The organism is Streptomyces sp. NPDC001508, assembly GCF_040298665.1.
In the GTDB taxonomy this organism is placed as follows: domain Bacteria; phylum Actinomycetota; class Actinomycetes; order Streptomycetales; family Streptomycetaceae; genus Streptomyces.
The window spans coordinates 25,432-44,890 of the sequence record NZ_JBEPAP010000055.1 but is presented as its reverse complement, the minus strand read 5'-3'; the positions used below and the strand labels follow the sequence as shown (position 1 = coordinate 44,890).

The 19,459-nt window shown below is 72.1% G+C and carries 14 protein-coding genes; 4 read left to right on the top strand and 10 right to left on the bottom strand.

Annotated features, from left to right (window positions below; translation table 11 throughout):
* Nucleotides 1–1,044: 1,044 nt before the first annotated feature.
* Together ABT245_RS34745 and ABT245_RS34740 are read left to right on the top strand one after the other, a co-directional pair.
* Nucleotides 1,045–2,274: a trypsin-like serine peptidase gene (locus ABT245_RS34745; protein WP_351741665.1), complete on the top strand. Its 1,230-nt coding sequence runs from the start codon at nt 1,045–1,047 to the stop codon at nt 2,272–2,274.
* Between the two features lie 134 nt (nt 2,275–2,408).
* Complete coding sequence (locus ABT245_RS34740; protein ID WP_351741662.1) at nt 2,409–3,614, top strand: trypsin-like serine peptidase; 1,206 nt, start codon at nt 2,409–2,411, stop codon at nt 3,612–3,614.
* 69 nt (nt 3,615–3,683) lie between these two features.
* On the opposite strand, the gene hflX is transcribed toward ABT245_RS34740, so the two are convergent.
* The 6 genes from hflX to miaA form a co-directional block, all read right to left on the bottom strand.
* Nucleotides 3,684–5,177 (bottom strand): GTPase HflX, encoded by a 1,494-nt coding sequence (gene hflX, locus ABT245_RS34735; RefSeq protein ID WP_351741660.1) that lies wholly within the window; start codon nt 5,175–5,177, stop codon nt 3,684–3,686.
* Nucleotides 5,178–5,324: 147 nt separating this feature from the next.
* The gene (locus ABT245_RS34730) at nt 5,325–6,980 is read right to left on the bottom strand and encodes a M1 family metallopeptidase (RefSeq protein WP_351741657.1); all 1,656 of its coding nucleotides are present in this window, start codon (nt 6,978–6,980) and stop codon (nt 5,325–5,327) included.
* A gap of 706 nt (nt 6,981–7,686) precedes the next feature.
* Entirely contained in the window at nt 7,687–9,981 is a 2,295-nt protein-coding gene (locus tag ABT245_RS34725; protein ID WP_351741654.1) for a RelA/SpoT family protein, read from the bottom strand.
* A gap of 283 nt (nt 9,982–10,264) precedes the next feature.
* Complete coding sequence (gene dapF, locus ABT245_RS34720; protein WP_351741651.1) at nt 10,265–11,134, bottom strand: diaminopimelate epimerase; 870 nt, start codon at nt 11,132–11,134, stop codon at nt 10,265–10,267.
* A gap of 650 nt (nt 11,135–11,784) precedes the next feature.
* Complete coding sequence (locus tag ABT245_RS34715; protein ID WP_351741697.1) at nt 11,785–12,291, bottom strand: hypothetical protein; 507 nt, start codon at nt 12,289–12,291, stop codon at nt 11,785–11,787.
* Between the two features lie 108 nt (nt 12,292–12,399).
* The gene (miaA, locus tag ABT245_RS34710; RefSeq protein ID WP_351741649.1) at nt 12,400–13,338 is read right to left on the bottom strand and encodes a tRNA (adenosine(37)-N6)-dimethylallyltransferase MiaA; all 939 of its coding nucleotides are present in this window, start codon (nt 13,336–13,338) and stop codon (nt 12,400–12,402) included.
* A gap of 264 nt (nt 13,339–13,602) precedes the next feature.
* Here miaA and ABT245_RS34705 point away from each other — a divergent pair, with 264 nt between their 5' ends.
* Entirely contained in the window at nt 13,603–13,917 is a 315-nt protein-coding gene (locus ABT245_RS34705; RefSeq protein WP_351741646.1) for an antitoxin, read from the top strand.
* Nucleotides 13,918–14,104: 187 nt separating this feature from the next.
* Here ABT245_RS34705 and ABT245_RS34700 read toward each other — a convergent pair whose 3' ends face one another.
* The 3 genes from ABT245_RS34700 to ABT245_RS34690 form a co-directional block, all read right to left on the bottom strand.
* The gene (locus tag ABT245_RS34700; protein ID WP_351741644.1) at nt 14,105–14,818 is read right to left on the bottom strand and encodes a class III extradiol dioxygenase subunit B-like domain-containing protein; all 714 of its coding nucleotides are present in this window, start codon (nt 14,816–14,818) and stop codon (nt 14,105–14,107) included.
* Between the two features lie 15 nt (nt 14,819–14,833).
* Nucleotides 14,834–16,360, bottom strand: a complete 1,527-nt coding sequence (miaB, locus tag ABT245_RS34695) for a tRNA (N6-isopentenyl adenosine(37)-C2)-methylthiotransferase MiaB (RefSeq protein ID WP_351741641.1) — start codon at nt 16,358–16,360, stop codon at nt 14,834–14,836.
* A gap of 92 nt (nt 16,361–16,452) precedes the next feature.
* Nucleotides 16,453–16,857: a pyrophosphohydrolase domain-containing protein gene (locus ABT245_RS34690; protein ID WP_351741638.1), complete on the bottom strand. Its 405-nt coding sequence runs from the start codon at nt 16,855–16,857 to the stop codon at nt 16,453–16,455.
* Between the two features lie 181 nt (nt 16,858–17,038).
* On the opposite strand from ABT245_RS34690, the gene ABT245_RS34685 reads away from it, so the two are divergent.
* Complete coding sequence (locus ABT245_RS34685; RefSeq protein ID WP_351741635.1) at nt 17,039–18,037, top strand: TAXI family TRAP transporter solute-binding subunit; 999 nt, start codon at nt 17,039–17,041, stop codon at nt 18,035–18,037.
* Here ABT245_RS34685 and ABT245_RS34680 read toward each other — a convergent pair.
* A complete protein-coding gene (locus tag ABT245_RS34680; RefSeq protein WP_351741633.1) occupies nt 18,027–19,451 on the bottom strand; it encodes a sensor histidine kinase in 1,425 nt (474 codons plus the stop codon). The genes ABT245_RS34685 and ABT245_RS34680 overlap by 11 nt on opposite strands.
* Between the last annotated feature and the right edge of the window lie 8 nt (nt 19,452–19,459).

Here is a 19,459-nt window from a genome sequence, read left to right as displayed (position 1 = left end):
GGGGTCGGAACGACGGCGGGGCACAGCGAGGGGAGGTGGTTCGAGCGGGGAGCGCGGAGGCGAACCGGCCGAGGGCGCCAAAGGGGCAGCCGTAGTCCCGAGGTGGGACAGGCGGGCGATCCGTTCGGCGCAGGCGTTGGGCGTTGGCGGGCGCGCCCAGGGTGCCGGTGATCACCGCTGGGGTGAACGCCGGTGACGGCGAGGATTCGGGGGTGGCCGGTGGCGACCTGGGCCCTTGCGAGGGGCGCCGCGCCCGCGTCCGGGCCGGCCCGTCCATAGCACCGTACGCGGGCTCCGTCACGGTCGGCGACGGCAAACGGAGGAGCGCGGGGCGGTTGGGGGGCGGAGGCGTCCTTGACGGGCGTGGACGGGTCAAGGGGGACGGGGGCGGCCGGGGCGAGTCTGGAGAACGGGGTGCCTGGCGCAAGGACCTCGCGGATGGCCGCCAGGGCGGCGGGGGTGTGGTGACCCGCGGTGCCGGCTCCGGGACCGGCGCCAGCCCCGGTGCCGGAGCGGGCGCCGGTGCCGATACCGGAGGGGCGCCGGTCCCGGTGCCGGGGGCGAGGTGGCTTCGGGTGTCGGGGGGCTTGTCGGTCGGCGCGCGCGATCGCAGTGGGGCGGTGGGGAGGGCGTGCGCGTCGCTGCGCGCTGTCGGTCCGCGTGTCGACGGGGTCGCCGGGGTGCCCGCGTGGGCGGCGTGCGCTTCCTCGGACGGTTCCCGGGTCTTGGGATGGGTCACCGAATCGGTCACGGCCACGGCTTGGAGTCCTCCCGCTGTCCAGAGGCGAGTTGATCCGCGGGACCGGGCACGGGCAGCAGGCCCCTCACGGCTACAACCCCGGACCGCCCACCGGGTTACGGGTTGCCTCAAGATCCTTGCCGTGACGCAACTGTTGCTGTTCCGTCGGAAGTCCCCCACAGCGAACGCATAGTGTGTGGTGCCGTTCCCAGAGGGCCGTGAGAGTGGCGTGAACTGCCCATAGATTCCGCCTGACATCACGGTCGTAGCACCGAGTTTCCTTATCACCAGGGGGAGTCAAGAGCATGCGATCCATACGGCCGTCCTTCACGGTTCGCCGCGGCAGGAGTACGGGCCGCAGAACCTCCCCCGTGCTGGCCGCCGTCGCCCTCGTCTCGGCGCTGGCGCTCACCGCCACCGCGTGCAACGGCGACGGCGACGGCGACGACAACGCGGACGGCCGGGCCACCGCCTCCGCGGCCGCCGACGACGGAAAGATCAAGATCCCGGAGGACATCAAGGACCGGCTCAAGGAGCACGGGATCGACCTCGACCAGTGGAAGAACGGCGCGTGGAAGAACTGGAACAAGGACGACTGGCTGCGTGAGGCGAACGATTTCATCAACCCGATCATCAAGGGACTGTGGGACCCGGACCGCATGCGGGACGCCGACGACCCGGACCGGGGCGTGGACGACAACGACCTCTCCGGTGACCAGGGTGTGACCGACCCGACGCCGGCGCCGGTGAAGGCACAGGCGGTGCAGCCGCCGTACCACACCAACGCCGCCACCGCCGGCAAGGTGTTCTTCGACTCCCCCGAGGGCACGATGGTCTGCTCGGCCACGGTGGTGCAGGACCCGGCGCACCCCGGCAAGTCCAACATGGTGTGGACCGCCGGCCACTGTGTGCACGCCGGCAAGAAGGGCGGCTGGTACCGCAACATCGCGTTCGTGCCGTCGTACAACGACAAGGGCATGACGAACGAGGAGTTGCAGAGCGCCACCAAGGAGCAGATCGCTCCGTACGGGATCTGGTGGGGCGACTGGGCGCAGACCTCTCAGCAGTGGATCGAGCAGGGTGGTGAGACGGGCGGGGACGGAGCCTCCTACGACTTCGCCGTGATCCATGTGACGCCCGAGGAGGGCGGCAGCGGCAAGTCGTTGGAGGAGACGGTCGGTTCGGCGCTTCCGGTGGACTTCGACGCCCCTGCGGTGCCGAAGGTCGCGAGTGTCACGGCGACCGGCTATCCGGCAGCGGCGCCGTTCGACGGTCAGTCGTTGTATCAGTGCACGGACAAGCCGGGCAGGCTGTCACTCAGCAAGTCGGACCCGACGATGTATCGCATCGGCTGCACGATGACGGGTGGTTCGTCCGGCGGCGGCTGGGTGGAGAACGGTTCCGACGGCAAGCCGGCGCTGGTGTCCAACACCTCCATCGGACCGGTGAGTTCGGGCTGGCTGGCCGGTCCGCGGCTGGGTGACGTGGCCGAGGGTGTGTACGGCGCGGTCAGCAAGAAGTTCGCCGGGCAGTAGGAGCCGGCGGGCACGGCCGGGTCAGGGACGGCGACGGGGTGTCACGGGAACCTTCACCTGCTCGCCGCCGTTCGTCCCCAGCCCCACGGGCATAGTGGGGTGTCATCACACGCTTCAACGGGGGTTATCGCACCATGCGTTCCATACGTACGCCCTTCACGCACCGCCGTGGACGGCGGCGCACCGTCCTCGCGGCCACCGGTCTGGTCGCGGCACTGGCGCTCACGGCGACGGCCTGCGGCGGCTCCGGCGACGAGAAGGCGAGCGACAAGCCCGGCGCTTCTCAGGCGGCCGGCGCCGATGACGGCAAGGCCGGGATCCCGGCCGATATCGCGGGCAGGCTCAAGGAGCACGGCATCGATGTCGACAAGTGGACCGGCGGCGGCTGGAAGGACTGGGACAGGGACAAGTGGCTCAGTGAGGCCAAGGACTTCGTCAACCCGGTGATCGAGGGCCTCTGGAAGCCGGAGCGGATGCAGTCCGCGAAGGAGGCCGACAAGACGATCTCGACGCAGGACGCCTCCGCGGACCAGGGCGTCAGCGACCCGGAGCCGCAGCCCGTGCAGGCGCGGGCGGAGAAGACGCCGTACCACGAGAACGCGGCGCCGGTCGGCAAGGTCTTCTTCGACTCCCCCGAGGGCTCGATGGTCTGCTCCGGCACGGTCGTCAAGGACGTCAACCATCCGGGCAGGTCCAACCTGGTGTGGACGGCCGGTCACTGTGTGCACGCCGGTCAGAACGGCGGCTGGTACCGCAACATCGCCTTCGTGCCGTCGTACAACGACCTCGGCAAGTCCGAGGCGGAGCTGTCGGGGGCGACGACCTCGCAGATCGCCCCGTACGGCACCTGGTGGGCGGACTGGGCCTCCACCTCGAACGAGTGGATCCAGGGCGGTTCGGAGACGGGCGGCGCGGGCGCCGCACACGACTACGCCGTACTGCATGTGAAGCCGGAGAACGGGTCGAAGTCCCTGGAGGAGACCGTCGGCGCGGCGCTCGACGTGGACTTCTCCGCGCCGTCCGCGGCCGAGGTGGCCAGTATGGGTGCCTGGGGGTATCCGGCGGCGCCGCCGTACAACGGTCTGAAGATGTTCAAGTGCCTCGACCGGCCGGGGCGGCTGTCGCTGAGTCCGTCGCTGCCGACGATGTACCGCATCGGCTGCACCATGACCGGCGGATCGTCGGGCGGCGGCTGGTTCCGGGTGGCGGACGGCAGGACCGTGCTGGTCTCGAACACGTCGATCGGCCCGACGGACAGCACCTGGCTCGCGGGTCCGCAGCTCGGCCAGGAGGCCGAGGCGCTGTACCAGAACATGAGCAGGACGTACGGCGGTCAGTGAGACCACGACATGCCGAAGGCCCGCTCCCGCGGTCGGCGGGGGCGGGCCTTCGGTCTGTGTCGCGGTGGCTCAGGCGAGCGACGCGGGAACGTACGGCGCGAGGTCGGCCGCCAGTTCCTCGTGCACCCGCGCCTTGAGCAGGGTGCCCTCCGCGGTGTGCTCCTCGGAGATCACCTCGCCCTCGGTGTGGGTGCGGGCGACCAGCTTGCCGTGCGTGTACGGCACCAGGGCCTCGATCTCGACCGAGGGCCTGGGCAGTTCGTTGTCGATGAGCGCGAGCAGTTCGTCGATGCCCCGGCCGCTGCGGGCCGAGACGGCGATGGACCGCTTCTCGACGCGCAGCAGCCGCTGGAGCACCAGCGGGTCGGCCGCGTCCGCCTTGTTGATCACGACGATCTCGGGCACGTCGGTGGCGCCGACATCCCTGATCACCTCGCGCACGGCGGCCAGCTGCTCCTCCGGGGTGGGGTGCGAGCCGTCCACCACGTGCAGGATCAGGTCGGAGTCGCCGACCTCCTCCATGGTGGAGCGGAACGCCTCGACCAGGTGGTGCGGCAGGTGCCGGACAAAGCCGACGGTGTCGGCGAGCGTGTACACCCGGCCGCTCGGGGTCTCGGCCCGGCGGACGGTCGGGTCCAGGGTCGCGAACAGGGCGTTCTCGACCAGGACGCCCGCGCCCGTGAGGCGGTTGAGCAGCGAGGACTTGCCGGCGTTGGTGTAGCCCGCGATGGCGACGGACGGCACCTTGTTCCGCTTGCGTTCCTGGCGCTTGATCTCGCGGCCGGTCTTCATCTCCGCGATCTCCCGGCGCATCTTCGCCATCTTCTCGCGGATCCGGCGCCGGTCCGTCTCGATCTTGGTCTCACCGGGGCCACGGGTGGCGAGGCCGCCGCCCTTGCCGCCGCCCATCTGGCGGGACAGCGACTGGCCCCAGCCGCGCAGCCTGGGCAGCATGTACTGCATCTGCGCGAGCGCCACCTGCGCCTTGCCCTCTCGGGACTTGGCGTGCTGGGCGAAGATGTCGAGGATCAGGGCCGTACGGTCGATGACCTTGACCTTGACGACATCCTCCACGTGGATCAGCTGGCCCGGGCTCAGCTCACCGTCGCAGATGACGGTGTCCGCGCCCGTTTCGAGGACGATGTCGCGCAGTTCCTCGGCCTTGCCGGAGCCGATGTAGGTGGCCGCGTCCGGCTTGTCGCGGCGCTGGACCACGCCGTCGAGCACGAGCGCGCCCGCGGTCTCGGCGAGGGCGGCCAGCTCGGCGAGGGAGTTCTCGGCGTCCTGCACGGTCCCGGAGGTCCATACCCCGACGAGCACGACCCGCTCCAGGCGGAGCTGTCGGTACTCGACCTCGGTGACGTCCTCAAGCTCGGTGGAGAGGCCGATCACGCGACGCAACGCCGCGCGCTCGGAGCGGTCGAACTGGTCGCCGTCCCGCTCTCCGTCGCTCTCGTGGCTCCAGGCGACGTCCTCTTCCATCAGGGCATCGGCCCGAAGACCCTCGGGGTAGTCGTGCGCAAAGCGCTTGGTGTCCTGGGAGAAGGAAGAAGAGGAGGTCATTGGGTCCTTACGTCGCAGGGGATTTCCGTTACGGCTGTCATGAAGACCAACGCACGAGGACGGCGGTAGATTCCCGTGTCCCGTGCCGCGCCGACCTGACGATGGTCGCACGGCACGGGCCGTCTCGTCACCGGCTTATTCCGGGTCTCATCCCGCGGCCCCGCTCACCCGCGATGCGGCGCCCTCCTTCGCGGACGCTCCCTTTCCCTCCTTCGCGGATGCTCCCTTTCCCTTCTTCTCAGACGCCCCCGTGCCCGCCTTCTCGGATGTTCCCGTCCCCGCCTTCCCGGATGTTCCCGCGGCGTTCTGCGAGGGGGATTCCCCGGTCTTCTTCTCGGGAGGCGTGGACTTCCAGTCCGGGTGTCCGGGCATCGGCGGGGTCTTCTCGCCGTACAGCCAGCCCTTGAAGAATCCGCTCAGATCGCGTCCGGCGACCGACGAGGCGAGGCGTTCGAAGTCGGCCGTGGTCGCGGTGGCGTCCCGGTGCTTCTGCACCCAGAGCCGCTCCAGCCGCTCGAAGGCGGAGTGTCCGATCTCCTGGCGCAGGGCGTACAGGACCAGTGCCGCGCCGTCGTAGACGTTCGACCGGAAGATCCCGATCTTCTGGCCCGGCTGGGGGGGCTTGGGGGCGGCGGGCGGGCCGCCGGAGGCGCGCCAGCGGTCGGAGGCGCCGTAGGCCGCCTTCATCCGGTCGACCATGGGCCGGTCCGCCTTCTCCTCCGCGTACAGGGCCTCGTACCAGGTGGCGTGTCCCTCGTTGAGCCACAGGTCGGACCAGGTGCGCGGGCTGACACTGTCCCCGAACCACTGGTGCGACAGCTCATGCACCATGATCGACTCGACGTACCACTTGGGGTAGGCGGGCTCGGTGAACAGTTCCTTCTCGAAGAGGGAGAGGGTCTGTGTCTCCAGTTCGAAGCCGGTGGCGGCCTGGGCCATGAGCAGGCCGTACGTCTCGAAGGGGTACGGCCCGACCTTGCCCTCCATCCAGGCGATCTGGCCGGGGGTCTTCGCCAGCCAGGGTTCGAGGGCCTTGCGGTCGGCGCTCGGCACGACGTCGCGCACCGGCAGTCCGTGCGGTCCGGAGCGGTGCAGCACGCTGGAGCGGCCGATGGACACCTGGGCGAGTTCGGTGGCCATGGGGTGCTGGGTGCGGTACGTCCAGGTGGTGGCGGAGCCGACCCGGTCCACGCCGGTCGGCAGTCCGTTGGCGACCGCGGTGTAGTCGTTCGGGGCGGTGATCCGGAAGGTGAACATCGCCTTGTCGAAGGGGTGGTCGTTGCACGGGAAGACCAGGTGCGCGGCGTCGGCCTGGTTGGCCAGGGCGAGGCCGTCCGTGGTGCGCACCCAACCGCCGTCCCGGTCCTTCGCGGGCATCGGGTCGCTGGTGTGCCGGACGATGATCCTCGTCCAACTGCCCCGGGGCAGCGGCTTGTCCGGGGTGACGACCAGGTCGTCGCCGGCCCAGGCGAAACCGGCCGGCCTGCCGTCGACCTCCACGGACTCGACCTTGCCGTGGGCGAAGTCGAGGTTGAGCCGGTCCAGGGTGGCGGTGGTCCAGGCGTCGATGGTGGTGACGGCCTTGAGGGGTTTTTCGTTGCTGCCGGGATAGGTGAGGTCGAGGTCGTACGACGCCACGTCGTATCCGGGGTTGCCGAGGTACGGGAAGAGCCGGTCGCCGACGCCCAGCGGGGCGGCGGGTGCGCTCGCGGACAGGAGGCACACGGAGACGGCTGCGGCCAGGAGGGCGGCCTTCCGGTGCCGGGTGGCCCGGCGCGGCCGGGTGCGGGGGGTGAGCAGCATGCACCACCGCTACCAGCGCGCCCGTGCGCCGCCGTGGCGACGCGCGCGCTGCCCACTCGAACGGGTTGGTCCGGCCGACGCCGGCAGGAGTCCGAGGCCCGCTACGGAACGCCGCCGGCGAGCCCAGCACCGGGTACGGAACGCCCCCGACCAGGAGGCAACACCGGTACGGAACGCCGCTAGCGGGGCCAGCGCCGGTGCCGAACGCTGCCGCCCAGGAGGCAACGCCGGTGCCAACGCCGCCTACGAGGCCAGTCCCCGGTGCCGAACAACGCCCAGAAGCCAAGGGCCAGGAGGGCAAGCGTCAGGAGACCAGGGCCCGAGCCTGAGGGAGCCCGGCAGGCCAGGGTCCGGTGCAGGGCGCAGCTCGGGGGGCGCGAGGTTCGGTGGCGGGCGCAACTCGTGCGGCGAACAGCCCGGCGCCGGGCACAACTCGGGAGACGCCAATCCGGGGCTCGGCGCAGCTCGGGGCGCGAAGTCTGCTGCCAGGCACAGCTTGGAGGCGCGCGAGCTTCGGTGGTGGGCGCCGCTCGGAGGCGCGTGGCTCGGTGACGGGCGCCGCTCGGAGCCGTAATGGTGCCTGCCCGACGCAACTCGGGAGACGCCAGCTCCGGCGCAGGCCGGGGCGCGGAGTCTGCTGCCAGGCGCCGCTCGGGGCGTGCCAGGTGGTGGGCGGTGCTTGGGGGTGCGGGAGGTGGGGTGTTGGTCAGGGGTTGGGGGTTTCGTGTTGTGCTCGGGTCACGTCGTACACGCCGGGCACGTTGCGCATGGCGCGCATCAGGGCGGGGAGGCCGGCCGCGTCGGCGAGTTGGAGGGTGTAGGTGTGGCGGACGCGCTGTTCGCTGGGCGGTTCGACGGTGGCGGAGACGATTTCGGCGCCCTCCAGGGCGATCACTTCGGTGAGGTCGGCGAGCAGATGGGGCCGTCCGAAGGACTCCGCGACAAGCGTGACCCGGCATGCGGCGCTGTCGCCCCACCGCACGCCGACCTCCGCGCGCCCCCCGCTCTTCATGCGCGTCACCGCGGCGCAGCGCAGGCGGTGCACGGTCACCACGCCCCCGCGCACGGAGAAGCCGGTGATCTCGTCGGGCGGCACCGGCGTACAGCATCCGGCGAGGCGTACGACGGCGCTCGGGCCCTCGACTAGGAGGTCGGCGCCCGCGCGTCTGGGGTCGACGCCGGAGCGCGCTCGGTGACCGCCGGAGCGAGCGCCCGGAGCGTGCAGGACGGGGGCGCCACCCGCGCGCTCGGTTGCGACGTCGGCGCCCGTGCGGGCGTCGGCCGCCGGCGCGGTCGGGTCACTCGCCACCGGAGTCCGCGGGCCGGGCGCCGACCCGGCGCCGCTCCCGATGTCGGAGGGGCGCTCGCCGAACCGCCCGCGCTCCACCGCCGGGGCGTCCGCAGGATCCTCGGGATGCGCGGCGAGCCACCGCTGGATGGCGATCCGCGCGGCCGGTGTGTGGGCGTGCTCCAGCCATTCCCGGGAGGGTTCGGAGGCGGGGTCCTGGCCCATGAGGAGCTGGACGGAGTCGCCGTCCCTGAGGACCGTGCTGAGGGTGGCCAGGCGGCCGTTGACACGGGCGCCGATGCAGGCGTGCGCGTCCTCGCCGTACTGGGCGTAGGCGGCGTCCACGCAGGTGGCGCCCTCGGGCAGGCCGAGCGTGCCGCCGTCGGGCCGGAAGACGGTGATCTCACGGTCCTGGGCGAGGTCTTCGCGCAGCGTGGACCAGAAGGTGTCGGGGTCGGGGGCGCCCCGCTGCCATTCGAGGAGCCGGGACAGCCAGCCGGGGCGGGTCGGGTCGGCGCGTTCCCCGTCGGCCGCCGACGCATGCTCGTCAGCGGGTGGGGCGTAGGGGTTGCCGAGGGCGACCACGCCCGCCTCGGCGACGCGGTGCATCTGGTGGGTGCGGATGAGGACTTCGACGACCTGGCCGTCCGCGCGGGCGACGGCCGTGTGCAGCGACTGGTACAGGTTGAACTTGGGTACGGCGATGAAGTCCTTGAACTCCGAGACGACGGGCGTCATACAGGTGTGCAGCTCGCCCAGCACGCCGTAGCAGTCCGCGTCCTCGTTGACCAGCACGAGCAGCCGCCCGAAGTCGGCGCCGCGCAGCCGCCCGCGCTTGCGGCTCACGCGGTGCACGGAGACGAAGTGCCGCGGGCGGATGAGGACTTCACCCTGGATGCCGGCTTCGCGCAGGACCGTGCGGGCCTCGCCGGCGACCTCGGTGAGGGGATCGTCGGACCGGGCCGCGTTGGCGGCGATCAGCTGCCGCGTGTGCTCGTACTCCTCGGGATGGAGGATCGCGAAGACCAGGTCCTCCAGTTCGGTCTTGAGGGCCTGGACGCCCAGCCGCTCGGCGAGCGGGATCAGGACGTCGCGGGTCACCTTGGCGATCCGGGCCTGTTTCTCGGGGCGCATCACGCCGAGGGTGCGCATGTTGTGCAGCCGGTCGGCGAGCTTGATCGACATCACCCGGACGTCGTTGCCGGTGGCGACGAGCATCTTGCGGAAGGTCTCGGGCTCGGCGGCGGCGCCGTAGTCGACCTTCTCCAGCTTGGTGACCCCGTCGACCAGGTAGCGGACCTCCTCGCCGAACTCGTCCCGCACCTGGTCCAGCGTCACATCGGTGTCCTCGACGGTGTCGTGCAGCAGGGATGCCGTCAAGGTCGTGGTCTCGGCGCCGAGTTCGGCGAGGATCAGGGTCACCGCGAGGGGGTGCGTGATGTACGGCTCGCCGCTCTTGCGCATCTGGCCGCGGTGCGAGGACTCCGCCAGGACGTAGGCCCGGCGCAGCGGTTCGAGGTCGGCGTCGGGGTGGTGGGCGCGGTGGGCGTCCACGACGTGGCCGATGGCGTCGGGCAGCCGGTCACGGGCGGCCGGACCGAGCAGCGCGGCCCGGCCGAGCCGACGCAGGTCGATCCGGGGGCGGGCCTTCCTGCGGGGCGCTGTAGGGGCTACAGGACCAGGGGTCGCAGGGTTCGTGGCCTCCGCACTCATGGGCACCTCCGGCTTGTGGACCGGCGGACGGAGCCCCAGGGCGTACGCGGCTCAGGGATGGCGACGTTCCCCCGTCCGTGCCGGTGCTTGATGCTATCGAGCCCACCACGCCCGACTGACCGCCTCTCGCCGAGCGTGAAACGGATCACCCATTCGAGCGACGATCTGGAGGTTTACGATTTTGCGCCACACGCTCCGCGGTCGGCCGTGGTTTCGAACCGGCACGGGCCCCGTTGCCCGCGGATCCACGCGTCCAGGGCGGCTGGGGCCACGATTCGCGTGGTCAGCGAGCCGCGTTTTCCAGCCACTCGGCGTCGATCTCGCCCTCGGCGACGATCACCGCGGGGCCGGTCATCTCGATCTCGCCGTCCGGCCGCTCGGTAATCACGAGGCGTCCGCCGGGCACGTCCACGGTGTAGGTCGCCGGGCTTCCGGTGACGGCCGGCTCGGTGCCGTCGCGGCGGGCGGCGGCCACGGCGACGGCGCACGCGCCCGTGCCGCACGAGCGGGTCTCGCCGGAGCCGCGCTCGTGCACCCGCATGGCGACGTGCCGGGGACCGCGGTCGACGACGAACTCGATGTTGACCCCGTCGGGGTAGGCGGCGGCCGGGCTGAACGGGGGCTGGGTGCGCAGGTCGCCCGCGTGCGCGAGGTCGTCGACGAAGGCGACGGCGTGCGGGTTGCCCATGTTCACGTTCCGCGCGGGCCAGCTGCGCTCGCCGACGCTCACCGTCACGGCCCCCTCGGGCAGGCGCGCGCTGCCCATGCCGACCGTGACGTCGCCGTCCTTGGCGATGTGGACGGTCTTCACACCCGCGCGCGTGGCGATGGTCAGGTCGCCTTCCGTCACATGTCCGGCGTGCTGGAGGTAGCGCGCGAAGACCCGGACTCCGTTGCCGCACATCTCCGCGACCGAGCCGTCGCCGTTGCGGTAGTCCATGAACCATTCCGCTCGGGACGCCATGCCCGCGGCCCCCGGGTGCGCGGCGGAGCGCACCACGTGCAGCACGCCGTCGCCGCCGATGCCGGCGCGGCGGTCGCACAGGGCGGCGACGGCGGCCGGGGTGAGGTCCAGGGTGTTCTCCGGGTCGGGGACGATCACGAAGTCGTTCTCGGTGCCGTGACCCTTGAGGAAGGCGATCCGCGTGCTCATCCCTCGATCGTACGGGGTCACTACGACACCCCCGCCGCCCGGCAACCGACGCACCACCCCACCGACGCCGCAGCCGAGCGACCCTCGGACACCGCGCCGACACCCGCGGCCCAGCGGCCCTCGGACACCGGCGCCACACCCCGCCGACGGGCACAGGCGACCGGCCTTCGCGGACCGGCACACCGCCCTCACCGACACCCCGCCTCCGAGCACCCTCGCTCACCGACGCCACACCCCGCCGACGGGTCCAGCCGACTGGGTCGGACGCGGCACCCCCGACGGGCACAGCCGACCGGCCTTCGCAGACCGGCACACCGCCCTCACCGACGCCCGCCTCCGAACGCCTCTCGCTCACCGACGCGGCGCTCAGCCGCCGGGCGCAGCCACACACCCTTGGGAAACCGGCGGCACCCCCGAGGGATAACGGCCGAGCGGCCTTCGGAGACCGACCCGGCGCCCGCCGCCGACCACCGCTGCCGAGCAGTCCTCGGAATTACGCGCGACGCCCCGCCGACACCTGCGGCCAAGCGGTCCTCGGAATCCGATGTGGCTCCCCCGCCGACACCTGCGGCCAAGCGGTCCTCGGAATCCGATGTGGCTCCCCCGCCGACGCCTGCGGCAAGCGGTCCTCGGTGGCCGACGCGGTCGGCTCAGTGACGGAGGCGGGCCACGCGCCACACGGCGAGGACCGCCACCACGGCCACGATCAGGACGTAGGCCAGGACGACCCGCCAGTCGGGGCGGCGTCCGGAGCCCCGCGCGGGCAGCCCCGGCAGGGTGTGGCCGACGCGGCGGGCGGCCATCATGCCCCAGCCCGCGGAGCAGGAGCAGATCAGCAGGCCGAGCATCGCGATCACCGCGCCGCTGTCCCCGAAGTCGAAGGCGAGCGGGAAGGCGAACATCAGGGAACCGACCGCGGCCAGGCCCACGATGGGGGCGAGCTGCCAGATCCGCAGCCGGCGCTGCGGGCGCAGTTCGACCTCGACCTCCGGCCCGCCGGTGAACATCTCCTCCGGCTCGGGTCCGTCGGCGGTCACGCCGCCCGGCGTCTCGTCGGGTCCGTCGGGGCTCAGGCGGTCCTCACCCGGCTCCGCTTCGCCGACGTCGGCGGTGACGTGTTCGGTGCCTTGTGCGGTGTCGCGAGGGCCGGCCTCCATCGCCACGCGCCCTCCCAACTCGGACTCCACTTGGTCGATCGAAGCTCGATGATGGCATGGCGCCGAAGGCCCCGATGACCGGCGGCGCATCCCGATGCCATCACGTGATCAGGCTGTGACCGGTCGTTCGAGCAACGCCAGTGCGAGGTGCGGAAGTTCCGAGCGGTCCGCCGCGGCCCCACTCAACCAGTGCACGCGGGGGTCGCGCCTGAACCACGAATCCTGGCGGCGCGCGAAGCGTTTGGTGGCACGTACGGTCTCCGTGCGCGCCTCCTGTTCGGTGCAGTCCCCGGACAGCGCCGCGAGGACCTGCTGGTAGCCGAGCGCGCGCGACGCCGTGCGCCCCTCGCGCAGGCCGCGCGCCTCCAGTGCGCGCACCTCGGCCACGAGGCCCGCCTCCCACATGCGGTCGACGCGGTGCGCGATGCGCTCGTCGAGTTCGGGGCGGGCCACGTCGACACCGATCTGCACGGTGTCGTACACCGAGTCATGGCCGGGAAGGTTGGCGGTGAACGGCCGGCCGGTGATCTCGATCACCTCCAGGGCGCGGACGATACGGCGGCCGTTGCTGGGCAGGATCGCCCGAGCGGCCTCGGGGTCGGCGGCGGCGAGACGGGCGTGCAGCGCTCCGGAGCCGCGCAGCGCGAGTTCGTCCTCCAGCCGGGTCCTGACCTCGGGGTCGGTGCCGGGGAACTCCAGGTGGTCCACCGCGCCGCGGACGTACAGGCCGGAGCCGCCGACCAGGATGGGCCAGCGTCCCTCGCCGAGCAGTGTCTCGATCCGGGTGCGGGCCAGCCTCTGGTACTCGGCGACGGATGCGGTGACCGTGACGTCCCATATGTCCAGCAGGTGGTGCGGGACGCCGCCGCGCTCCTCCAGGGTCAGTTTGGCCGTGCCGATGTCCATGCCGCGGTAGAGCTGCATGGAGTCGGCGTTGATCACCTCGCCGCCGAGCCGCTGGGCGAGGAAGACGCCCAGGTCGGACTTGCCCGCGGCGGTGGGTCCGACGACGGCGATGACTCGGGGGGCGGAGGGTGTACTGCTCACCGCACCAGTCTCGCAAACCCCGCGGCCGCGCCTCGAACGGGTGGTGCGACGGCCGGCGGGCGGCCCTTTCGGGGCTGCGCGGTCACGCCCGGGGATGCGTCGGGTCACGCGGGATCGGGCCCGCGCGAGTACCGTATGGAACGGATGTGGGCACTTCAGACTGCCTTCTCGCGACCTTGGCAGGGGCCGTGGCGAGGAAGCCGCGGAGGCGGCGGGGGACGGTGCGGGTGCCCGCAGGCAACCGTCCCGCAAGGAAGGTGGACCATGGGTCTTTTCGACAATGTGAAGGCCAAGCTGGGCCCGGCCAAGGACAAGGTGTCCGACCTCGCGCAGCAGCACGGGGGCAAGATCCAGGGCGGCATCGACAAGGCCGCCAAGGTGGTCGACGAGAAGACCAAGGGCAAGTACAGCGACAAGATCCACGCGGGCACCGACAAGGCCAAGGGCGCCATGGACCGGCTCGCGCACAAGGGCGGTCCCGAAGCGGCCGGCGGTACGACCGGGACCGCGGGAACCACGGGGGCGTCGGAAACGAAGGGGACGACGGGCACGACCGAGACGCCCCCACCGTCCTCCTGATCACGCGGGTCCGCGTCCGGGACGCGGACCCGCCACCGTGGTCCCGTGGCGCCGCCACCGTGGTTCCGCGGACCCGCCGCCGTGGTTCCGTGGCGCCGCGGATCGGGCGCCAGGGCCGCCGCAGGCCAGGCCAGGCCACAGCATCTGGGCGTGGCGGTCGGCCGTCACACGCCCGGTTCCTGGGCGCCTAGGACCAGGCCGCCACCAGGTACCCCACGCCGTAGGGCGCGTCCTCGTAGAGCAGGGTGCCGGTCAGGTGCGCGCCCTCGGCGGCGCCCGCGAGCACCTGCCAGGGTGCGCGGCCCGACGCCTTCAGCTCCTGCGCCAGTTCGGCGTCCAGTGCCGCGAGGGCGGCCAGGTCCGCCGATCCCAGCGCATGCGCGACGCGCGCGTCGAACGGCGCCGCCCGCTCGTCCAGATAGCCCGGCGCCTTGAGCGTGCGGCAGGCGCTGGCGTCGCCCATCACCAGCAGTGCCGTCCGCGCGGCCCGCGCGCCGATTTCCCTTCCCACTTCGATACACCGCTCGGGCGCGAGCGGTTCCCCCACGCCGAGTCCCTCGATCGGGGCGTCCGCCCAGCCGGTCCGTTCCAGCAGCCAGGCGGCGACGGCGAGCGACGGTGGCAGGGCACGCCCGGGGGCCGGGTCGACGCGCGGCCCGAGCCGCACGGCGACGTCGACGCCGAAGCCGCGGAAGGAGCCCCGGGCGCCCTGCGGGTGGGCGCCGTGACCGTCCGGCGCGGCGGGTCCCACGACCACCAGCCGGTCGGGGCGGGCGACGGCGAGCACGCCGAGCGCGTCCGCGCACGCGGCACGCGCGGCGTCCAGCTCCGCCGCGGCGCCCGCGGCGACCTCGGGCACGAGGAGGGGCGGGCAGGGGCAGGCTGCGGCGGCGACAAGCATGATCGGCAGCGTACGTCAGTCGCAGCCGCAGGCACTCGTGGCGGCCGGCAGGGGCTCCGGGACGCCGATCCTGGGCAGGCCCAGCATGACGCCCGCCGGCTTGACGGACTCGGCCGCGGTCCGCTTCTCCCATGCGTCACCCGCGCGCGTGCGGCGCACGTCGAGGACCGGGCCCTCGGCGAGGAGGTGGTGCGGGGCGGCGTACGTCACCTCGACGGTGACCACGTCGCCGGGGCGCACCGGCTGTTCGGGCTGGGTGAAGTGGACCAGGCGGTTGTCGGGGGCGCGGCCGGACAGGCGGTGCGTGGCGCCGTCCTTGCGGCCCTCGCCCTCCGCGACCATCAGGTCCAGGGTGCGACCGACCTGCTTCTTGTTCTCCTCCCAGGAGATCTCCTCCTGGAGGGCGACCAGCCGCTCGTAGCGCGCCTGGACGACCTCCTTGGGGATCTGGCCGTCCATGGTGGCCGCCGGGGTGCCGGGGCGCTTGGAGTACTGGAAGGTGAACGCCTGCGTGAAGCGGGCCTCGCGGACGACGTGGAGGGTCTGCTCGAAGTCCTCCTCCGTTTCCCCGGGGAAGCCCACGATGATGTCGGTGGTGATCGCCGCGTGCGGGATCGCGGCGCGGACCTTCTCGATGATGCCGAGGTAGCGCTCCTGCCGGTACGAGCGGCGCATGGCCTTCAGGACGGTGTCCGAGCCGGACTGGAGGGGCATGTGGAGCTGTGGCATGACGTTCGGCGTCTCGGCCATGGCGGCGATCACGTCGTCGGTGAAGTCGCGGGGGTGCGGCGAGGTGAAACGCACCCGCTCCAGGCCCTCGACGGCGCCGCAGGCGCGCAGCAGCTTGCTGAACGCCTCGCGGTCGCCGATGTCGGAGCCGTAGGCGTTGACGTTCTGGCCGAGCAGCGTGATCTCGCTGACGCCCTCGGCGACCAGGGCCTCGACCTCGGCGAGGATGTCGCCGGGGCGGCGGTCCTTCTCCTTGCCGCGCAGCGCGGGGACGATGCAGAAGGTGCAGGTGTTGTTGCAGCCGACGGAGATCGACACCCAGGCCGCGTACGCGCTCTCGCGCCGGGTCGGCAGCGTCGAGGGGAACGCCTCCAGGGACTCGGCGATCTCGACCTGGGCCTCCTCCTGCACGCGGGCGCGCTCCAGCAGGACGGGGAGCTTGCCGATGTTGTGCGTGCCGAAGACGACGTCCACCCAGGGCGCCCTCTTCACGATCGTGTCGCGGTCCTTCTGGGCCAGGCAGCCGCCGACCGCGATCTGCATGCCGGGGCGCCGGGCCTTCTGCGGCGCGAGCCGGCCGAGGTTGCCGTACAGCCGGTTGTCGGCGTTCTCGCGCACGGCGCACGTGTTGAAGACGACGACGTCCGCGTCGCCGTCGGAGCCCTCGGGGGCGCGTACGTAACCGGCTTCTTCGAGCAGCCCGGACAATCGCTCGGAATCATGAACGTTCATCTGGCACCCGTAGGTCCGGATTTCGTAGCTCTTGGATTCTCGAACGTCCACTGCGGGGCTCCGGTCGCTGCTGCTGGTCATTCCTCAAGGGTAGGCGCTTCGGGGAGGGCCCCTGCCTGCGCGGCCCGGGAGGCCGGGCCCACGGCGCACACCCACGGCGCACCGCGTCATCGTCAGGCGCCGCCCGGTATCCAGCCCTGGCGGCGCAGGACCGCGGAGACGTCCGGGGCCTCGTAGTGGTCGCCCTTGAGGACCTTGCCGTCGGCCCGGCGGGCGACCCGGCCGTCGGGTCCCCGCTTGCTCATGTTGGAGCGGTGCACCTCGGTCAGCACCGCGTCGAGGTCGATGCCGTGGACCAGCGCCGTGCCGTACGCCACATAGACCACGTCGGCCAGTTCGTGCGCGAGCCGGTCGAGGGGGCCCGCCACCGAGACCTCGGCGACCTCCGCGGCTTCCTCCGCGAGCAGTTCCCCGCGGTGCGCGGCCAGTTCGGGGGACACCTCGGTCGGTGTGCTGCGGGCGTCGAGGCCGAAGGCCAGATGGAATTCACGGACGAGGTCGGCGGGCGAGGAGGTCATACGGCGACTGTAGCGGCCACCTGTGACATCGCCCGCGGCCCGCCCCGCCGACTGTGCAGCCACCCGCGCCGCACCCCGCGTGCCCACGACACCGAACACGCCCCGGGCCGCCCGACCATGACACCGCCCCCGCCTCGCCCGGCCTGTTCAGGAGCATGGGCGGGCTGGCAGGATCGCGCGCATGTCCAAGGTGATCCCCCGTGTCGGCAAGCGCCGTGCGGTGCAGGGCGCGGCCGTCGGTGTCGTCGCCCTCGCCCTGCTGGCGTGGTGGCTGCTGCCCCTGGGCGAGGACCCGCCGACCGGGACGATCGTCTTCAGCACCGGGACCCAGCGCGGGGTGTACCAGGAGTACGGGGAGCGGCTGCGCACCGAACTCGACAAGGACATGCCGGGCTTGAAGGTGAAGCTGCTGAACAGCGCCGGCTCGCAGGAGAACGTACAGCGGGTGGCGACCGGCAAGGCCGACTTCACCATCGCGGCGGCCGACGCGGTGGAGACCTATGTGCTCGACGACCGGCCCGGCGCGAGCGACCTGCGCGGCGTGGCCCGGCTGTACGACGACTATGTGCAGCTGATCGTCCCGCGTGACTCCGATGTGCGGACGGTCGCGGACCTGAAGCACAAGCGGGTGGCCATCGGACCGGTCGACTCCGGAGTGCGGCTGATCGCCAACCGGGTGCTCAGGGCCGCGGGCATCGATCCGGGCAAGGACATCACACCCCTGGCCGACGGCATCGACACCGGGCCCGACCGGCTGAAGGAAGGCGACATCGACGCGTTCTTCTGGTCGGGCGGCCTGCCCACGAAGGGGCTGTCGGAGGTGGCCCGCACCTTCGCCCTCCGGTTCGTCCCGATCGGGGCCGACCTGGTGGCCCGGCTGCGCGGCCAGGGCGATGTCACCCGCTACTACCGCACCACCAACATGCCCGAGTCCGCCTACCCGTTGGCCCAACAGGGCATGACCGTGGCGACGATCGCGGTCTCCAACCTGCTGATGACCCGCAAGGACGTGGATCCGAGGCTCACCGAGTGGCTGACCCGCACGGTGATCAAGAGCCGTGACGACATCGGCGGCCATGTCCACTCCGCGCAGCTGGTCGACCTGCGTACCGCGATCTACACCGACCCGCTGACGCTGCACGAGGGCGCGCGGCGGTACTACCGGTCGGTCAAACCGTAGGCGCGCTCGCGGCCACGGGCCCGTGCCGGGGAACGGCCACCGTCACCTTCAGGCCGCGCGGCGCGTGATGCCCGTACGCGATGGAGCCGCCGCCCGCCGCGAGCAGGGCCCGGGTGATGGACAGGCCCAGGCCGGAACCCTTGATGTTCTGGTGCCGGCCGCTGCGCCAGAAGCGGTCGCCGATGCGGGCCAGTTCCTCGTCGGACAGGCCGGGCCCGGTGTCCGTGACCACGACCGTCGAGGTCGCGCCGTTGCGGGCGACGGCCACCGCGACGGTGCCGTCCTCGGGGGTGAACTTCACCGCGTTGTCGATCACCGCGTCGAGGGCGCTGGACAGCGTGATCGGGTCGGCCCAGGCGGTGGTGGGCGGGCAGTCACCGACCAGCCGGACGCCCTTGACCTCGGCGGCCGGTGCCCAGGCGGCCACCCGCTCCGCCGCGAGCTGACCGATGTCGGTCAGTCGCAGGTCCGCCTCGGCGTGCTCGGCCAGGGCCAGGTCCAGCAGGTCGTCCAGGACCTGGGCGAGCCGTCTGCCCTCGGTCTGGACGGAGGCGATCTCCTCGTTGCCCTCGGGCAGTTCGAGGGCGAGTAGTTCGATGCGCAGCAGCAGCGCGGAGAGCGGGTTGCGCAACTGGTGGGAGGCGTCGGCGACGAAGGCCCGCTGCTGCTCCAGCACGCTTTCGACGTTGTCCGCCATCTCGTTGAACGAACGGGCCAGCCTGCGTAGTTCCGGCGGGCCGCCGGCCGCGGCAACCCGTGACTTCAGGCGTCCGGTGGCGATGTCGTGGGTGGTGGCGTCCAGGACGCGCACGGGCCGCAGCACCCAGCCGGTCAGCCTGAGGGCGGCACCGACGGCGAGCAGCATCGCGGCGATCTCACCGGCGCCGACGAGCAGCCAGCCGCGCAGCGTCCGCGAACGCATCGCTCCGGTCGGCGAGTCGGTGACCACCACGGCCGCCACGTCGCCGTCGCGGATCACCGGCGAGGCGACGACGAGCCGGCTGCGCTGCCAGGGCCAGACCTGCTCCGGGTCGTGGCTGCGCCGGCTGAGCAGCGCCTCGTCGAAGGCGTCGCGCACCTCGCCCTCCTCGGGCAGCAGCCAGTCGCCGGGCGCGTTCGCCATCGGCGAGGCGTTGCGGTAGAAGACGCCGGCGCGGATGCCGTAGACCTCGAAGTAGCTGGTGAGTTCGCGGCGCAGGGTCTCCTTGCGCTCGTCCTCGGACGAGCGGCGTGACCCGGCGGGCGCGTCGGTGACGAACTGGGCCAGCGCGGCGAACCGGGCCGTGTCGTCGATCCGGTCGACGACCACCGTCTGCTGCTCGGCCGCCGCGCTGCTGACGGCGAGCGGGATGCCGAGCGCGAGCAGCACGGCCGCCATCAGGACGATGAGCAGCGGGAGCAGACGTGTGCGCACCCGTGCCC

What these genes read in the sequence shown, in the direction of transcription:
- ABT245_RS34745 (WP_351741665.1), top strand. Translation starts at nt 1,045, where the DNA reads ATGCGATCCATACGGCCGTCCTTCACGGTTCGCCGCGGCAGGAGTACG.
- ABT245_RS34740 (WP_351741662.1), top strand. Translation starts at nt 2,409, where the DNA reads ATGCGTTCCATACGTACGCCCTTCACGCACCGCCGTGGACGGCGGCGC.
- hflX (WP_351741660.1), bottom strand. Translation starts at nt 5,177, where the DNA reads ATGACCTCCTCTTCTTCCTTCTCCCAGGACACCAAGCGCTTTGCGCAC.
- ABT245_RS34730 (WP_351741657.1), bottom strand. Translation starts at nt 6,980, where the DNA reads ATGCTGCTCACCCCCCGCACCCGGCCGCGCCGGGCCACCCGGCACCGG.
- ABT245_RS34725 (WP_351741654.1), bottom strand. Translation starts at nt 9,981, where the DNA reads ATGAGTGCGGAGGCCACGAACCCTGCGACCCCTGGTCCTGTAGCCCCT.
- dapF (WP_351741651.1), bottom strand. Translation starts at nt 11,134, where the DNA reads ATGAGCACGCGGATCGCCTTCCTCAAGGGTCACGGCACCGAGAACGAC.
- ABT245_RS34715 (WP_351741697.1), bottom strand. Translation starts at nt 12,291, where the DNA reads ATGGAGGCCGGCCCTCGCGACACCGCACAAGGCACCGAACACGTCACC.
- ABT245_RS34705 (WP_351741646.1), top strand. Translation starts at nt 13,603, where the DNA reads ATGGGTCTTTTCGACAATGTGAAGGCCAAGCTGGGCCCGGCCAAGGAC.
- ABT245_RS34700 (WP_351741644.1), bottom strand. Translation starts at nt 14,818, where the DNA reads ATGCTTGTCGCCGCCGCAGCCTGCCCCTGCCCGCCCCTCCTCGTGCCC.
- miaB (WP_351741641.1), bottom strand. Translation starts at nt 16,360, where the DNA reads ATGACCAGCAGCAGCGACCGGAGCCCCGCAGTGGACGTTCGAGAATCC.
- ABT245_RS34690 (WP_351741638.1), bottom strand. Translation starts at nt 16,857, where the DNA reads ATGACCTCCTCGCCCGCCGACCTCGTCCGTGAATTCCATCTGGCCTTC.
- ABT245_RS34685 (WP_351741635.1), top strand. Translation starts at nt 17,039, where the DNA reads ATGTCCAAGGTGATCCCCCGTGTCGGCAAGCGCCGTGCGGTGCAGGGC.